Genomic DNA, 12271 nt, shown 5'->3' with positions numbered 1-12271 from the left:
GTCGACATCTGAGCGGGACGTTCGGCGTCTCACCAGTACGCGTGGTCGTCCCACGGGTCGAAACCGGCGCACTCGACGGGATCGTCCTCCTCGTCGAGTTCGGCCAGTCCTCCGTCGGTCAGCGTGCCGCGCTGCCAGGCGAGGAGTGTGTCGACCAGGCCGCCCGTCAGTGCCGGTCCCTGGTCCGTGTGGCGGGGCCACACGATCAGAGGCCAGGCGTCCGGATCCGGGCCCTCGGTCAGCCAGCCGAGGCGGTCGGCGTCGTAGGAGTTCGCGAAGGGCAGGAATCCGCCGGGCTCCGGCCAGACGGCCAGCGGATATCCCTCCGGGTAGTCCGCCTTCAGCGTCCGGTAGGCGTCGAGGGTCTCCTCGACGTGGGTGACGAAGCGCCGCTCGCCGGTGCGCAGCGGGGTCAGGAAACGCAGCCACGTGCCCCAGTCGCCGGAGCCGTAGACCTCCATCAACTCCAGGTACTCCTTGGGCAGTTGCGTCCCGAGTTCGGCGAAGAGCCGCTCCCAGGTGCCGTCGCCGAGATACGGGTGTTCGGGGGGCGGGGACAGTAGCCGCAGGGCGTCGAGGCCGGTGCCGGTCTCCAGCGCGATGCGGCGCTCGGCCTCGGTCAGCCGGGGTGGGGTGGGTGCGGGCGGGGTCCATGGTGCGGCCGTGGGCAGGTACGCGGTGCGGGCCATGCTGCCGGCGAGTGGGCCCAGCAACGGGCCCGGCGGGGACGGGAGTTGCGGGGTGTCGCGGACGGTCTGCCGCAGATAGCCGGTGAGTGTGAGGCCGCAGGGGTGGAACGGCCGCAGGCCGCTGTCGGGTATTGGGTGGGAGTGCCGGACGACGACCGTCCAGCGGTTCGGGTCCTCGGAGACCGAGGTGTCCCAGAACAGCACGTCACTGCCCCGACTGGAGCCCCAGGCCAGCAGCCCGCCGGGTGCCGGATGCACGGACGGCCGTACGTCCTCCGGCAGTTGGCGTGCCGCGATGCGGGCCGTGCGATGGGTCTCCCGCAGCCAGTCGCCGTAGTCGAAGCGGTCCTGCTGGACGCAGGGCACGTGGATCCAGAGGTACTCACCGAAGTCCAACGGCCCGTGCCGGTCGGCCAGTTGCTTGTAGTCGTCCGGGAGCCGCAGCCCGAGCCAGGCCTCCACGGCCGTCCAGTCGACGGGGGCGGGGAGGGGAGCGGGCGGGCGCTCGGTGGAGGGAGCGGTGAAGGACCGGACGTCGGGCTGGGCGTCGTTCCAGACCAGTTCGCGGGTGCCGGTGACCGCGGCGACGCAGGGGCGCTCGACGCCACCGCGCTCGGCATACCGTGACAGGGCCGGTGCGCCGGTGGTGAGCGCCTCGGCCGTGTCCGTGAGCAGATCGGACACCGACTCCCAGAGGGGCACGCCCAGTTGGGGCGTCTCGTGGTCCCAGAGGAAGACGGCACCGTACGTCGGCTGCCCGGACCGGAGGTCGACCAACAGGTGATCGCCGCCCGCGTCGTCGGCGATCGGAAGGAACCCGGGGAGGCACTCCGCGGCGGCGGCAAGGGCGTCCGAGTACGCCGCCTCATCCTGGGCGACCAGCACCAGGAGGTCCCTGACCTCCAGCGCCTCGGCCGGCTCCAACGGGGCGAAGTCCAGGGGGATCCACGCCGTTGCGGCCACACCGTCGAGCCGCCACCACGCGACCAGGTCCTCCGGCAGGGACACCCCCGGTGCGCTCACGGCCGCCCCGGCCCACTCCGCGTCCGCGGCTGCCCGCACGGGCCCCGCGAGGACATGCGCCCCCAGCCATGCCGCGATACGGCCCCACAACTCCCGTACGGCGTGCTCCGTTTCGTCCATGGCGAGAAGTCTGCCGCGCGGGTGATCGACGTTGGAAAGGGGGTGTTCGCGCGTGAGGTGTCAGGGCTGTGGGCGTCGGCGGGGGTAGTGGCCGAGGGTGTAGTGGGCGGGGATCAGTGCGAGCCAGAACCACATGGCGGCTTCCGTGTTGACGAAGGCCAGGGGGATGGAGAGGCCGAACACCAGAGCGCTGGAGGCGAGTTGGGCGGTGAAGCGGCGGCGGGCCGCGGCGGCGGGGGACGCGGGCGAGGGGTGCACCTGGCGTTGGGTGAGCAGGAGCAGGGTCGCGTGCACCGCGTGGATCGCGGCCATGGCGCTCGCGTAGAGGGCGACGGCGTCGGGCTGGGAAGCGTACTCGGCCAGGAGACCGGTGGGGAAGGGCAGCAGGGCGACCAGGCCGAGGCCGAGCAGGATCAGGCGGGTGACCACGATCGTCTCGACGGGCAGCGCGGTGAGGATGCGGCGGTGGTCACGCCAGAAGCCGGCGATGAGGGTGAAGCTGAGCGCGAAGGCGCCGAGGCTGGGCAGCGCGTCGTTCAGGGCCTTGTGGAAAGCGGCGGCGGGCAGATTCGCGGGGACCGCGACATTGATGACGAGCAGCGTCATCGCGATGGCGTATATCCCGTCGGACAGAGCGATCAGGCGTGGCGTGCCGGGGGAGTGCTCGGGTGTGCGCGTCTCTGTCGGTGGCTCCGTCATGCCGACGAGGGTATGGCGTCGCGTCCTTAACGGGTGGTGCCGTTCCGTCGAGTCCGCTTACGGTCGGTTCGTGATGATCAGATGTGATGAGCCGCGCAGACTCGGCGTTCCGGACCCCGAGGCGCGGTTGCGCTTCGAGGCGGAGCCGCAGCGGAGCGGTGGACGGACGGGGCGCAGGCTGCTCGTGGTCGACGGAGAGCCCGCGTTCGAGCTCAGCTACTGGTGTGGGACATGCCCGTTGCTGTTCCGCCGGCTGGAGACCGCGAACCAGAGGCTGTCGTTGGAGAGCGTGCGGGAGCGGCTCACCGGCACGCTGGCCGAGCCGGGCGACGGCGGCGTGGTCGACGCGTTCGGCGCGCTGCTGCCGGAGGGCGAGTACCTTCCGGTGCTGCTGCGCGTGGAGCCGCGCCTGGTGATCCCGGGCCGGGAGGGCGACTACTTCAGCGGCGAGCAGGTGGACACGTGGGGGATCGACCACTTCTGGGGCCTGCCGGAGTACCCGCACACGCCGTACTACCGGACCTTCGAGACCGCGGTCGACGCGTCCGCCCACCTTTACGAGTTCGTCGTGCCGATGGTTCCCCCGACGTGGAACGAGCGGGAGCGCGTCGAGGAGTACGTCGAGCTCATGGGCCGGGGCGCGGTCCCGACGGCCGTGGCGATCTCGACGCTGGACGTGTGCGAGCCAGCCATCGGCTTCGGGGAGGACCAGTCCCAGCACTGGGGCCTGACGCACTTCCTCCTCGACGGCCACCACAAACTGGAGGCCGCGGCCACCGTCGGCCGCCCGGTACAGCTCCTCTCGCTCCTGGCCCTGAGTGAGGGCCTGGCGAGCGCTGAGGACTGCGCCCGGCTGCCCGCCCTGCGCGCTCAGCCCCGTTCGGCCCGTACGACCGGTGCCTGACCCGGCACGGATCGAGAGCCGCTGACCGCGGCGCCCTGCCAGGCCACCACCGCGAGCAACAGGATCTCGACGCCCGCGGTGATGCCCGCCCGGAACTTCCACCCCCACCGTCGAATGTTCGCGCCGACGGAAAGGCGCGTTGAGCCGATCTCGGTCGCGGCGCTGCGGAGACACCATTCGACTTGAGTATTCGAGTGGACCCTCAAAGGTGGTATCCCATGAACGACCATCTCGCAGAGAATACGCGGCCTCGGCCTCGGCGTCCGCAGCAGCGGGTGCTTTGGCTGACATTATCCTCGCTGTGGAAACGGCCAAAGGGGCTTTCTACGGTCACTTCAGGAACAAACTTGAAGTCGCGAAGGCGATCATGCTTCACGGGGATGTTGCCAGCGTACAGACTCGCTAATGAGCCTGCCCTGGTAGCGGCACTGGCGCTCTCATTTCGCGCCAAAGCGCGGAAAACTACGGAATTCCCTGTCCGGATTGAGTCGAGTTCAACATCGACCAACTGACCGAAGCGAAAGAGCAGGGTGAGCTGAGGCCGCATATCATCCTGGATGATCATGCCGTCCAAATCTCTGGAACGTGGTCCGGTCTGGCTTCCATGGGGTGGGCAACAGGCGGCGACCTGGGTAAATTCCCATCGCGCGTACACCGCGTTGCTCGAAAGCGCAGCAATGAGGATGACACCGAGACGACATAGTTCCTCCAGGTCCCGTCAAACCTCCCCCAGTTGCCCAACGTCGTTCGTCCCGGCCGTCCGCAGGACGATGTGGGCGCATCCGACCACGGGATTTGTCGGGGGTTAGCGGCACGGCACCTGCTTTGACCGTCTTCAGGACCACGCCCCGCCTGATGTGTATTCACCTGCGGCCAGAAAATTTGGCGCGGGCTGAATTCCCGCAACTTCCTGTGAAAGCCCACTGTGGCTTTGCCTGCAGTGCACGTCCGCGCTCTCGCACGTCACCGGCAGTCGCTTCCCTGGAAATGGGGACGCGCAGACGAACTGAGGGAGGTCGTTCTTGGCAGGTCAGGTTCGATGATGAAAGCCTGAATCGGTCAAACGTGATCCGCACAACAGTAGCCACCTCGCATGAACGTTCAATCACAGGGGTATGCAGGCTTGCGGTTACGTCCTGGCTGCTAGAGGAAGAGTTGCCTTGGAATCCATAGTTGCTTCTAGCAACGTCGACCGACGCGCACTGGTTTCACTTTTCGCTCGTCTTCGCAGGAGTGAGGGACAGTCCAATCCGCTACCCATCTACAATCAGCTCAGGTCACTTGGCGAAGTGATGCCGGCGCCGTGGGGAGGGCATTTGGTGACTTCCTATCGGCTGTGTCACAGCATTCTGCGGGATAAGTCGTGGAGAGTTCCCGATCGTCAATGGCGGGCAAGCCAGACGGGCTCGAATCGATGGAATTCAGCCGCCTCGTTCCAGATGGCTTCCACCCTGCCGATGCTGAATCCTCCGCTCCACACGCAGACGAGGGAAATCCTTGGACGCGTGTTTCACAAAGGCTCACTACCGCAGTTGAGTTCTTCGATACAAAAGGCGGTCGACCGTCTCCTCGACCAATTCTACGAGGAGCTGAGTCAAGGGCCGGCGGATTTCGTGAAGAGCGTCGGTGAGGAACTTCCCGTAATCGCGATCGGTGAGTGGTTGGGCCTGCCTTCATCCGACTACGGCCTCCTGCGAACCCTGACCCACGACCAGGTCTTCACCCAGGAGTTGTTTCCGTCCGCGACCGAGCTGTCGCTCTCCGATGCCGCGACCGCTCAACTCCGGTCCTACTTTTCCGCACTGATCAATGACCGCCGGGAGAATCCTGGCACCGATCCCATTTCGAACTGGCTCAGGATCTGGGACGAACGAGAGAGCGACCGGGCCACCGTCGACGAGGCCGTCCACTCCATGGCCCTGTTCATGATTCTCGCGGCCCTGGAGACAACGAGCCACGTGCTGTCCGCAGCGCTTCGTCTCGTGCTCGACCACCGCGCGCAGGAGGACTGGCTGCGCCGGCTCCCTCATCACGTACCGGACGCGGTCGAAGAGGTCCTGCGCTACGACCCACCGATTCACATGATCAGCCGCATCGCCGGCACCGCCACCGACCTTGGCGGAATCCGCGTGCCCGCAGGCGGGATGGTCCAGCTCATGGTGGGAGCAGCGCATCACGACCCGGCGCAGTGGCCGGATGCCCACCGCTTCGATGTCCGTCGCCGTCAGGCGAGGACGGCCGGGCCCCCGCACCTGAGCTTCGGCGCGGGCATTCACTACTGCCTCGGCAACCAGCTCGCACGCCTGGAAGCGACAGTCCTCCTCAGATCCCTGCTCAAGCGCCCCGGGCACCTTCGCATCAGCGCACCTGTCCAGTGGGCATCGCGGATCGCCTTCCGGCGCACGACTTCGCTGGAACTCGTCCTCGAATGACCTCCATCCACTTCAAGAGAGCTGACATGCGGACCGACTTCAAGAGCCTGCGCGTGGTCGAAGAGGGCCCCGTCCTCCAGGTGCAGCTCAACCGACCCGAGCTCGGGAACGCCCTGTCCGGAGAGGTTCTCACCGACCTCCTGGAGGTGCTGAACATGCTTCAGGAGGACACCACGATTCGCGTCATGGTGCTTTCCGGAGCAGGAGACGATTTCTGCCAGGGAGGCGACCGTAGCGAGTTTCCCGCCCTGCTGGCCGAAGACCCCTCCGGCGGCTCACTTCGCGCGCTCGCCACCAAGGCCGAGCGTGTGTGCGCCGCACTCTCCACACTGGAGGTGGTCACCATCGCCCGGCTTCAAGGAGACGTCATCGGGGCCGGCTTGGGACTCGCCATCTACTGCGATCTGCGCGTCGGTGCCGACACCTGCCGCTTCCGGATGCCCGAGCTCGGGCTCGGGCTCCCGCCTGCCTGGGGAGGAGTCCTGGACCGTCTCCCCACAGAGGTGGGGCAGTCCTGGGTCCGCTACCTACTGCTGACCTCGGAGCCTTTCGATGCCAACAGGGCCCGGGAACTCGCCGTCCTCCACAATGTCGTCCCACGTGACGGCCTGGACGCGGCCGTCAGCCGTCTGGCCAAGACGATCGCACGCCGGGACCCTGCGGCCATCCGAATAACGAAGCGGATGCTGAGCGCACGCGCCAACGCCGCCCAACTCTCCATCGGCGGCTACTTCGACGGAGAGCTGCTCACATCCGCGGTAACCCGGGCGGTCAATGCGCGTTCGTCGAGAGGACAGAGTCGAGAGGACAGATGAGTTCCGACCCGAGCTGACGGCTCCCCCGGGCCGGTCCGGCGGAGCCAGGGCCCGGTCGGTCACCCGCGCCGGGCGGACGGAAGCCGGCGGGACCTTCCGCGACTTCTGCCGGACGGATCTCTTCGCCGAGAGGTCCCCCGAACCGGCGGCGTGGCCTTCCCGACGGGGGAGACCACGCTGTCGGCGGAAGTCCCGGGCACCACTGGAGGCTTCACCTTCGCCGGGCCCATCGCGTCCGGGCTCTGGTTACGCGTGCGAGCGCTGCCGCCGGCACGTCAAGGCCGACCGGCGGGCCGACCCGGCCCCCGAGTGTGGACACCCCGCGGGCAGCAACCGGGCCGACACCTGGCAGGCCTTCCGCGGCGCAGGCCTTCTCGGGTCGGGCTACGCCTGGCCGCTGGTGACGCACAAGCTGCCCACCGCGCACAAGAAGGGTCCGCGACGCCTGGGAAGAGGGCAAGCTCGCCTTCGCCGATCACGTCCGCGAGCGCCTGCAGCGCCCTGCTCCTCCTGGAGGTCGACAGCACGCCGTACGTGCGGTGCGGCGAAGCCGGGGACGAACAATGGCCGGCCATGAACGTGGGCGAGGAGATCGTGGCCCGTTCAGCTTCCACCTGCAGGGCCGCACCGTGCGTCTCCCCCTCCTCCCTGCTCAGCCGTAGCCCGTCGTTCGGTTGACGGGGACCGTCCCGCCGGAGGCTGCCGGTGGGAACCGCAGGCCGTGTCCGGCTTCGCGAGAGATCCGAGGTACCACGGCGACCGGCTGGTGTACGAGCCGCTGGAGCGGAAGTGAGCCGGGTACCACGCCCGGGACCGGCTCGAAGCCCATGCCGTCCCAGCCGGGTTCACGGTGATCCCCGGGGCACGATCGGCTACCACGGGCTCGCCGGCGCCGGTCTGAGCGAAGGCGTCGACGAGGCGGCCTGGTGGCCGCCACTTCCCCGGCCGCCGCGAACTTCAGCGCGTCCTCTTCCTTGATCAGCTTCATCCGCCGGACATCCAGCAGCCACATCCAGCCGCCGATCACGGCCAGGAAGCCCGGGATGTGCCGGGCCGGCCCACCCACATGCTCGAAGTCCAGCCGGAACGGCCGGCAGACCTTGCCATCGCCTAACAGCCGTGTCGAGCTCCACCGACGTAACCAGTCATCCCCAAAATCCTGGTCTCACCGACCCGGGTGCATACCCACTCACCCAGATTGCATAAACGTGCAGCGAAACGTATAGTCATGCCATCGATGAGGAGGGTTCCATGGCGGTACGTGCGGCAGTGGCCGGAGCGAGTGGATACGCGGGTGGGGAACTCCTGCGGCTGCTCCTGGCGCACCCCGAGGTCGAGATCGGCGCTCTGACCGGCAATTCGAACGCCGGACAGAAACTCGGCGCGCTGCAACCGCATCTGCTGCCGCTCGCCGACCGGGTCCTCCAGGAAACTACCCCCGAAGTCCTCGCCGGACACGACGTCGTCTTCCTCGCGCTGCCGCACGGCCAGTCCGCCGCCGTCGCCGAGCAACTCGGCCCGGACGTCCTCGTCGTCGACATGGGCGCCGACTTCCGGCTGAAGGACGCGGCCGACTGGGAGCGCTTCTACGGCTCCTCGCACGCCGGTACCTGGCCCTACGGCCTGCCCGAACTCCCGGGCGCCCGCGCCGCGTTGGAGGGGTCCAAGCGCATCGCCGTGCCCGGTTGCTATCCGACGGCCGCCTCGCTCGCGCTCTTCCCCGCGTACGCCGCCGGGCTCGCCGAGAACGAGGCCGTGATCGTCGCCGCCTCGGGAACCTCCGGCGCCGGCAAGGCACCCAAGGCGCACCTCCTCGGCAGCGAGGTCATGGGCTCCATGTCGCCGTACGGCGTCGGCGGCGGGCATCGGCACACCCCCGAGATCATCCAGAATCTGGGTGCGGCGGCCGGTGAGACCGTCACCGTGTCCTTCACGCCCACCCTCGCGCCGATGGCCCGCGGCATCCTCGCCACGTGCAGCGCCAAAGCGCGTGAAGGAGTCACCGGGGAGTCCGTGCGCGCCGCGTACGAGGAGGCCTTCGCCGACGAGCCCTTCGTGTATCTGCTCCCCGAGGGGCAGTGGCCCGCGACGGCGTCCGTCTACGGTTCCAACGCCGTTCAGGTGCAGGTCGCGTACGACGAGGCCGCGGGACGCATCATCGCGATCAGTGCCATCGACAATCTGACCAAGGGCACCGCGGGCGGTGCCGTACAGAGCATGAACCTCGCCCTCGGGCTCGACGAGACCACCGGGCTTTCTACGATCGGAGTCGCGCCGTGAGTGTGACGGCAGCACAGGGATTCACGGCCGCGGGCATCGCCGCCGGGATCAAGGAGAACGGCAACCCGGATCTGGCCCTCGTGGTCAACACCGGGCCCCGCCTCGCCGCCGCGGGCGTCTTCACCTCCAACCGCGTCAAAGCCGCGCCGGTGTTGTGGTCCGAGCAGGTGCTGAAGGGCGGTCAGGTCTCCGCCGTCGTGCTCAACTCCGGTGGTGCCAACGCCTGTACGGGGCCGAAGGGCTTCCAGGACACGCACGCCACCGCCGAGAAGGTCGCGGACACACTCGGCCTCAATGCCGCCGAGGTCGCTGTCGCCTCCACCGGGCTCATCGGGCTGCTGCTCCCGATGGACAAGCTGCTGCCGGGAGTCGATGCCGCCGCCGGTCAACTCTCCGAGCACGGTGGTGAGAAGGCCGCCATCGCCATCAAGACCACCGACAGCGTGCACAAGACCGCCGTCGTGACCAGCAAGGACGGCTGGACCGTCGGCGGCATGGCCAAGGGTGCCGGCATGCTCGCCCCCGGCCTCGCCACCATGCTCGTCGTCCTCACCACTGACGCCGACGTCGCAACCGACGTACTGGACAAGGCACTTCGGGCCGCCACCCGCACCACCTTCGACCGCGTCGACTCCGACGGCTGCATGTCGACCAACGACACCGTGCTGCTGCTCGCCTCCGGCGCCTCCCAAGTCACCCCGGGATACGAGGAGTTCGCCGAGGCCGTGCGCGCCGTCTGTGACGACCTCGGGCAGCAGCTCATCCGTGACGCCGAGGGTGCCAGCAAGGACATCAAGGTCGAGATCGTCAACGCCGCGAGCGAGGACGACGCCGTCGAAGTGGGCCGTTCCATCGCCCGCAACAACCTCCTCAAGTGCGCCATCCACGGCGAAGACCCCAACTGGGGACGGGTGTTGTCCGCGATCGGCACGACCAAGGCCGCCTTCGAGCCCGACCAGCTCAACGTCGCCATCAATGGTGTGTGGGTCTGCAAGAACGGCGGTGTCGGCGAGGACCGCGACAAGGTCGACATGCGCTACCGCGAGGTGCACATCGTCGCCGACCTCGCCGCCGGGTCCGAGACCGCGACGATCTGGACCAACGACCTGACCGCGGACTACGTCCACGAGAACAGCGCGTACTCGTCATGAGCACTACGCGCAAGCACACCGCGCTGCCCAAGGCGCAGATCCTCATCGAGGCGCTGCCCTGGCTGACCCGGCACAACGGCAAGACCGTCGTCATCAAGTTCGGCGGCAACGCCATGATCGACGAGGACCTGAAGGCCGCGTTCGCGCAGGACGTCGTGTTCCTGCACCACGCGGGGCTCAAGCCCGTCGTCGTGCACGGCGGCGGCCCGCAGATCAGCGCCGCCCTCGACCGGCACGGCATCGTCAGCGAGTTCAAGGCCGGACTGCGCGTCACCACCGAGGACGCCATGGACGTCGTACGGATGGTCCTCGCGGGGCAGGTGCAGCGCGAGTTGGTCGGGCTGCTCAACCAACACGGGCCGCTCGCCATCGGGTTGACCGGCGAGGACGCGCACACCATCACCGCCACCAAGCATCTGCCCGAGATCGACGGGGAGTTGGTCGACATCGGGCGGGTGGGTGAGATCACCGCGATCGACACCGGCGCGATCGAGGCACTGCTGGCGGACGGCCGTATCCCGGTCGTCTCGTCGATCGCCAGGAGCGAGGACGACGGACATGTCTACAACGTCAATGCTGATACGGCTGCTGCGGCACTCGCTGCTGCGCTGGGCGCCGAAACCCTCATGGTCCTCACGGACGTCGAGGGTCTCTACGAGGACTGGCCCAACTCCGACGAGGTGATCAGCCGCCTCACCGCCACCCAACTGGAGAAGCTGCTCCCGGAGTTGAGCTCCGGGATGGTGCCGAAGATGGAGGGCTGTCTGCACGCCGTGCGCAACGGTGTGACCACCGCCCGCGTCATCGACGGCCGGGTCCAGCACTCGATCCTGCTGGAGATCTTCACCGACGAGGGCATCGGCACGATGGTCGTGCCCGACGAGCTGCCCGACCAGAAGTCCGCCAAGAAGAAGTCCGCCAAGAAGGCCGGCAAGAAGCAGGGGGATGCCGAATGACCGGGACCGTGACGAATGCAGAGCTGACCCAGCGGTGGCAGGGGTCGCTCATGAACAACTACGGCACCCCGAAGCTCCCCCTCGTCCGCGGCGCCGGCGCCAAGTTGTGGGACGCGGACGGCAACGAGTACGTCGACTTCGTCGGCGGGATCGCGGTCAACGCGCTCGGGCACGCGCACCCGGCGATCGTCGAGGCCGTCAGCAAGCAGATCGCTCAACTCGGCCATGTCTCCAACCTGTTCATCGCCGAACCGCCCGTCACGCTCGCCGAGCGGCTCCTTGAGCGGTTCGGCCGGGACGGCAAGGTGTTCTTCTGCAACTCCGGCGCCGAGGCCAACGAAGGCGCCTTCAAGATCGGCCGGTTGACGGGCCGTCAGCACATGGTCGCCACCACGGGCGGTTTCCACGGCCGGACGATGGGCTCCCTCGCGCTCACCGGCCAGCCCGCCAAGCAGGAGCCGTTCCTCCCGCTGCCCGGCGATGTCACGCACGTGCCCTACGGCGACGCGCAGGCGCTGGCCGCCGCCGTCACCGAGGACACCGCGCTCGTCATCATCGAGCCGATCCAGGGCGAGAACGGCGTGGTCGTACCGCCCGCCGGATACCTGAAGGCGGCCCGAGCGATCACCGCCGCGCACGGTGCGCTGCTGGTCCTGGACGAGGTGCAGACCGGGGTCGGCCGTACCGGGCACTGGTTCGAGTACCAGGCCCACGAAGGCGTACTCCCGGATGTCGTCACCCTCGCGAAGGGGCTCGGCGGCGGGCTGCCGCTCGGTGCCAGCGTCGCCTTCGGACGCGCGGCCGAGCTGCTCCAACCGGGCCAGCACGGCACGACGTTCGGCGGCAACCCGGTCGCCTGCGCCGCCGGACTCGCCGTACTCGACACCATCGCGAACGAGGGGTTGCTGGAGAACGTCAAGCGGCAGAGCGAGAAGTTGCGTGACGGAATCGAGTCGCTGGGCGACCCGTTGATCGATTATGTCCGGGGTGCGGGCCTCCTCCTGGGTATCGTGCTCACCGAGCCGCTCGCGCCCCAGGTGCAACAGGCGGCTCAGGACGCCGGTTTCCTGGTCAACGCGCCCGCACCCGATGTCGTACGGCTGATGCCACCGCTGAACCTCGGCGACGACGAGGCGGACGCGTTCCTCCGGGCGTTGCCCGGTGTCCTGGACGTGGCCAAGGGGGACGGATGATCCGGAGAA

At 68.3% G+C, this 12271-nt stretch carries 9 protein-coding genes; 7 read left to right on the top strand and 2 right to left on the bottom strand.

Annotation, left to right across the window (positions count from 1 at the left end; translation table 11 throughout):
* Window positions 1-29: 29 nt before the first annotated feature.
* Window positions 30-1832, bottom strand: coding sequence for an SMI1/KNR4 family protein (locus OG588_RS09175; RefSeq protein ID WP_405946845.1), 1803 nt, complete (start codon window positions 1830-1832; stop codon window positions 30-32).
* Window positions 1833-1892: 60 nt separating this feature from the next.
* Window positions 1893-2531: a TMEM175 family protein gene (locus OG588_RS09170; RefSeq protein ID WP_405946844.1), complete on the bottom strand. Its 639-nt coding sequence runs from the start codon at window positions 2529-2531 to the stop codon at window positions 1893-1895.
* 73 nt (window positions 2532-2604) lie between these two features.
* Here OG588_RS09170 and OG588_RS09165 point away from each other — a divergent pair, with 73 nt between their 5' ends.
* The 7 genes from OG588_RS09165 to OG588_RS09135 all read left to right on the top strand — a co-directional run bounded on the left by OG588_RS09165 (window position 2605) and on the right by OG588_RS09135 (window position 12262).
* Window positions 2605-3435, top strand: a complete 831-nt coding sequence (locus OG588_RS09165) for a hypothetical protein (protein ID WP_405953077.1) — start codon at window positions 2605-2607, stop codon at window positions 3433-3435.
* A gap of 1439 nt (window positions 3436-4874) precedes the next feature.
* Window positions 4875-5867 carry a cytochrome P450 gene (locus OG588_RS09160; RefSeq protein ID WP_405946843.1) on the top strand — a complete coding sequence of 331 codons (993 nt, stop codon included), beginning with the start codon at window positions 4875-4877 and terminating at the stop codon, window positions 5865-5867.
* Window positions 5868-5893: 26 nt separating this feature from the next.
* The gene (locus OG588_RS09155; protein WP_405946842.1) at window positions 5894-6682 is read left to right on the top strand and encodes an enoyl-CoA hydratase/isomerase family protein; all 789 of its coding nucleotides are present in this window, start codon (window positions 5894-5896) and stop codon (window positions 6680-6682) included.
* Window positions 6683-7933: 1251 nt separating this feature from the next.
* Window positions 7934-8962 (top strand): N-acetyl-gamma-glutamyl-phosphate reductase, encoded by a 1029-nt coding sequence (gene argC, locus OG588_RS09150; RefSeq protein ID WP_405946841.1) that lies wholly within the window; start codon window positions 7934-7936, stop codon window positions 8960-8962.
* A complete protein-coding gene (gene argJ / locus OG588_RS09145) occupies window positions 8959-10113 on the top strand; it encodes a bifunctional glutamate N-acetyltransferase/amino-acid acetyltransferase ArgJ (protein ID WP_405946840.1) in 1155 nt (384 codons plus the stop codon). Before argC ends, argJ begins: the two co-directional genes overlap by 4 nt.
* A complete protein-coding gene (gene argB / locus OG588_RS09140; protein ID WP_398852908.1) occupies window positions 10110-11069 on the top strand; it encodes an acetylglutamate kinase in 960 nt (319 codons plus the stop codon). Before argJ ends, argB begins: the two co-directional genes overlap by 4 nt.
* On the top strand, window positions 11066-12262 hold the full coding sequence (locus OG588_RS09135) for an acetylornithine transaminase (protein WP_405946839.1): 1197 nt from the start codon (window positions 11066-11068) through the stop codon (window positions 12260-12262). The genes argB and OG588_RS09135 overlap by 4 nt, the downstream gene beginning before the upstream one ends.
* The last annotated feature ends 9 nt before the right edge of the window (window positions 12263-12271 follow it).

Source organism: Streptomyces prunicolor, from assembly GCF_045162825.1.
GTDB classification, from domain to species: domain Bacteria; phylum Actinomycetota; class Actinomycetes; order Streptomycetales; family Streptomycetaceae; genus Streptomyces; species Streptomyces prunicolor.
The sequence above is the reverse complement of the archived record's forward strand: the minus strand, read 5'-3'. Positions and strand labels throughout refer to the sequence as shown.

What these genes read in the sequence shown, in the direction of transcription:
- OG588_RS09175 (WP_405946845.1), bottom strand. Translation starts at nt 1,832, where the DNA reads ATGGACGAAACGGAGCACGCCGTACGGGAGTTGTGGGGCCGTATCGCG.
- OG588_RS09170 (WP_405946844.1), bottom strand. Translation starts at nt 2,531, where the DNA reads ATGACGGAGCCACCGACAGAGACGCGCACACCCGAGCACTCCCCCGGC.
- OG588_RS09165 (WP_405953077.1), top strand. Translation starts at nt 2,605, where the DNA reads ATGATCAGATGTGATGAGCCGCGCAGACTCGGCGTTCCGGACCCCGAG.
- OG588_RS09160 (WP_405946843.1), top strand. Translation starts at nt 4,875, where the DNA reads ATGGCTTCCACCCTGCCGATGCTGAATCCTCCGCTCCACACGCAGACG.
- OG588_RS09155 (WP_405946842.1), top strand. Translation starts at nt 5,894, where the DNA reads ATGCGGACCGACTTCAAGAGCCTGCGCGTGGTCGAAGAGGGCCCCGTC.
- argC (WP_405946841.1), top strand. Translation starts at nt 7,934, where the DNA reads ATGGCGGTACGTGCGGCAGTGGCCGGAGCGAGTGGATACGCGGGTGGG.
- argB (WP_398852908.1), top strand. Translation starts at nt 10,110, where the DNA reads ATGAGCACTACGCGCAAGCACACCGCGCTGCCCAAGGCGCAGATCCTC.
- OG588_RS09135 (WP_405946839.1), top strand. Translation starts at nt 11,066, where the DNA reads ATGACCGGGACCGTGACGAATGCAGAGCTGACCCAGCGGTGGCAGGGG.